Annotated in this window: 2 protein-coding genes; both read left to right on the forward strand. The window is 71.0% G+C overall.

The genetic code is table 11. The annotated features are described in order from the left end of the window. The first annotated feature begins 52 nt into the window (after positions 1-52). Positions 53-748, forward strand: a complete 696-nt coding sequence (locus VFZ39_RS13035) for a TIGR03936 family radical SAM-associated protein (RefSeq protein ID WP_330866199.1) — start codon at positions 53-55, stop codon at positions 746-748. 351 nt (positions 749-1,099) lie between these two features. Further along, positions 1,100-3,792, forward strand: a 2,693-nt coding sequence (locus VFZ39_RS13040; RefSeq protein WP_330866200.1) for an Rne/Rng family ribonuclease, incomplete at its 3' end; no start/stop codon positions are given.

A 3,792-nucleotide genomic window follows, 5' to 3' on the forward strand; every position in this document is an offset into this window, starting at 1 on the left:
ACCGTTCCACCCGGTCCGGGCGCGCCCTGCTCGACGCACATACCCTGTCGACGTGCGCGAGCAGCCCGAGCAGCAAGCCCCGCCCGTCCAGCGGCTGCGGATCCGCTACGCCAAGCGGGGCCGGCTCCGCTTCACGTCCCACCGTGACTTCTCCCGCGCCTTCGAACGTGCCCTGGTGCGGGCGCGGCTCCCGATGGCCTACTCGTCCGGCTTCAACCCACATCCCCGCATCTCGTACGCCGGCGCCGCCCCGACCGGTTCCGCCAGCGAGGCGGAGTACCTGGAGATCGGGCTGGCGGAGCGGCTGGACCCCGCCGTCGTCCACGAAGTGCTGGACGCCGCGCTGCCCGATGGTCTGGACGTGGTCCGCGTCGTCGAGTCTGCCGGTGGCGCCCTGGCTGACCTGCTGACCGCGAGCCGCTGGCGGATCGACACCACCGCGAGCGAGTCCGACCTGATCACCGCCGTCGAGGGCTTCCTCGGGACCGACTCCGTCCTGGTCGAGCGGATGACGAAGAAGGGGATGCGGGAGCTCGACTGCCGTGCGGCCGTGGCCCGGATCGAGGTCGACGGCTCGTCCCTCGTGCTGCTGCTCCACCACACCGTGCCCGCGGTCCGCCCAGACGACGTGCTCACCGGCCTGCGTCAGGTGACCGGGCTGGAACCGGGCGAGGCACCGAGGCTCACCCGGCTCGCCCAGGGCCGGCTCGTCGGCGCGGGAACCGAGCTGGACGACCCCTTCGGCTGAGCGTGGCTCGCCGGGCATCAGGGTGATCGCAGCGACCTGTGCGATACTCGATCTCGGTCGGTGCATGCCGACCCGACGACGTTCTCGCCGGCGCCTTGAGCACGATGGATGGGTTGCCCGGCACGACGAGCGCCAGTCGTCGCCAGACCGCGACGCGGCCCGGCTGGAGTGGGTGACAGCCCTCCGCCACCAGGGCTCGGCGACCGCGGCAGGCCGGCGGCAGGCTCGAGTTGACGCACCCGCGGAGGGTTTCGTCGCCACACGAAGGCTTTGCATCACGGACTCTGTCCACTCGGGTCCGGGATGCCGACAGTCCGGCGTACCTCGTGCGACGGGCAGAGGGAGCAGTTGATGCTCGAGAACACTCCGGGCTCTGAGCCCACCGCTGGCACCACCCCCGGGAGCACGCCGGGCAGCACGCCTGGCACGGACACCGGCGACACTGCCGGCGGGTCGCCTGACGCTGGCGCGCCGGCGAAGAAGGCGGCCGCGAAGAAGGCAACGGCGAAGGCGTCGGGCGCCAAGAAGACGGCGGCCAAGAAGACCGCGACCAAGAAGGCGCCTGCCAAGAAGACGGCTGCCAAGACGACGGCAACGAAGAAGACCACCACGAAGAAGGCGGTCGCGAAGAAGGCGACCGCCACGAAGGCTCCCAGCAAGAAGGCTGCCGAGGCGCCCGTGGCGCAGCCGGACCCGCAGGCACCGGAGCCGGCCTCGACCGCAGAGCCGCTGGCCGACCAGCCGACGGCCGCGAGGACCACGAAGCGGGCCACGACCAGGAAGTCGACGGCGAGGGCCACGGCTGACCCTGGTGCCCCAGCGGCAGCGTCGACGGACACCACCGGTGACGCGGCCGAGGGTTCGGCAGCCGCGCTCGCCGTCCCGCTCTTCCAGGCGCCCGACGCCCGCGCGGCACGGACCCGCAAGCGCCCGGCCAAGAAGGCCGCGGCGGCGCACGAGGAGCAGGAGACCTCCCCGGAGGTTGCCGAGGCGCCGGCTGAGACGACGGCCGAGCCGGCCGATGTCCCTTCGACCGGTGACGAGGAAGGCAGCGGGTCGGAGTCGGGTGAGGGCGGCGCACGCCGACGTCGTCGTCGCGGCGGTCGTCGTCGTCGCAAGTCCGGTGGCGAGAGCGACAGCTCCACAGCTGAGTCAGGCGAGGGGGCCGACTCCGTCGGCGGTGACGACCAGGGCACCCCGCGGGGCTCTGACGAAGCCCAAGCCACGGGCAAGGGTCAGGGCAAGGGCAAGGGCCAGGGCAAGGGTCAGGAGAAGGGTCAGGACAAGGGCCCGGACTCTGGCCAGGACAAGGACAAGCAGGGTCAGGACGACGCTGAGTCCTCCACCTCACGCCGCCGTCGGCGCCGCCGCCGGGCAGGCGAGGACTCCGGCGACACCGAGGACGACCCGCAGAACACTGTCACCAGGGTGCGCAAGACGCGCTCGCCCGAGGACCAGATCACCGCGGTGTCCGGCTCGACCCGCCTCGAGGCGAAGAAGCAGCGCCGTCGGGAGGGCCGTGAGGCGGGCCGCCGCCGGGCGCCGATCGTCAGCGAGGCCGAGTTCCTCGCCCGCCGGGAGTCCGTCGAGCGGGTCATGGCGATCCGCCAGCGCGACGACCTCACCCAGATCGCCGTCCTCGAGGACAAGGTCCTCGTGGAGCACTACGTCGCCCGCGAGTCGCAGACCTCGCTGATCGGCAACGTCTACCTCGGCCGGGTGCAGAACGTGCTGCCGTCGATGGAGGCAGCGTTCATCGACATCGGCAAGGGTCGCAACGCCGTGCTCTACGCCGGTGAGGTCAACTGGTCGGCGCTCGGTCACAAGGACGGCCAGCCTCGCAAGATCGAGTCGGTGCTCTCGTCGGGCCAGTCGGTGCTCGTGCAAGTCACCAAAGACCCGGTCGGTCACAAGGGTGCCCGGCTCACCAGCCAGATCAGTCTCGCGGGCCGGTTCCTGGTCTACGTCCCGGACGGCACGAACAGCGGCATCTCGCGCAAGCTCCCGGACACGGAGCGCTCTCGGCTGAAGACGCTGCTGAAGGAGATCGTTCCCGACGGCGCCGGCGTGATCGTGCGCACCGCCGCCGAGGGCGCCAGCGAGGACGAGCTGACCCGCGACGTCGAGCGTCTCACCGCTCGCTGGGCGGACATCGAGAAGAAGGCCAAGGGCGGCGCGCCGCAGCTCCTGTACGGCGAGCCGGACCTGATGCTGAAGGTGGTCCGCGACCTCTTCACCGAGGACTTCGCCAAGCTGGTCATCCAGGGCGACGATGCATGGGACACCGTCCACGACTACGTCACGCACGTGGCCCCGGACCTCGTGGAGCGCGTCGAGCAGCACGACGGCTCGAAGGCCGACCTGTTCACGACGTACCGGATCGACGAGCAGATCCACAAGGGGCTCGACCGCAAGGTCTGGTTGCCGTCGGGCGGCTCGCTGATCATCGACCGCACCGAGGCGATGACCGTCGTCGACGTCAACACCGGGAAGTTCACCGGGTCCGGCGGCAACCTCGAGGAGACCGTCACGAAGAACAACCTCGAGGCCGCCGAGGAGATCGTGCGACAGCTCCGGCTGCGCGACATCGGCGGCATCATCGTGGTCGACTTCATCGACATGGTGCTGGAGTCCAACCGCGACCTGGTGCTGAGGCGTCTGGTCGAGTGCCTGGGCCGCGACCGCACTCGCCACCAGGTCGCCGAGGTCACCTCGCTCGGGCTGGTGCAGATGACGCGCAAGCGGATCGGCACCGGCCTGCTGGAGGCGTTCTCGGAGCCCTGCGAGCACTGCGGAGGCCGGGGCCTGATCGTGGCGGACGCGCCGATCGAGCCCAAGAAGGAGGCCGAGTCCCGGCGGACGTCCCGCCGCTCCAGGGGCGGACGCGGTCGGGCCGAGGAGTCGGGCACGCAGCCCGGGAACGGTCACGGCAACGGAAATGGCCTGAGCAAGCCGCCGTCCCCCAAGGACATCGCGGCGATGGCGCGCCCGCCCCAGGACGACACCATCGAGGACCAGGCAGAGGACCAGGCAGAGGACCAGGC

Origin of the sequence: Nocardioides sp., from assembly GCF_036374615.1 — a bacterium.
GTDB lineage: Bacteria > Actinomycetota > Actinomycetes > Propionibacteriales > Nocardioidaceae > Nocardioides.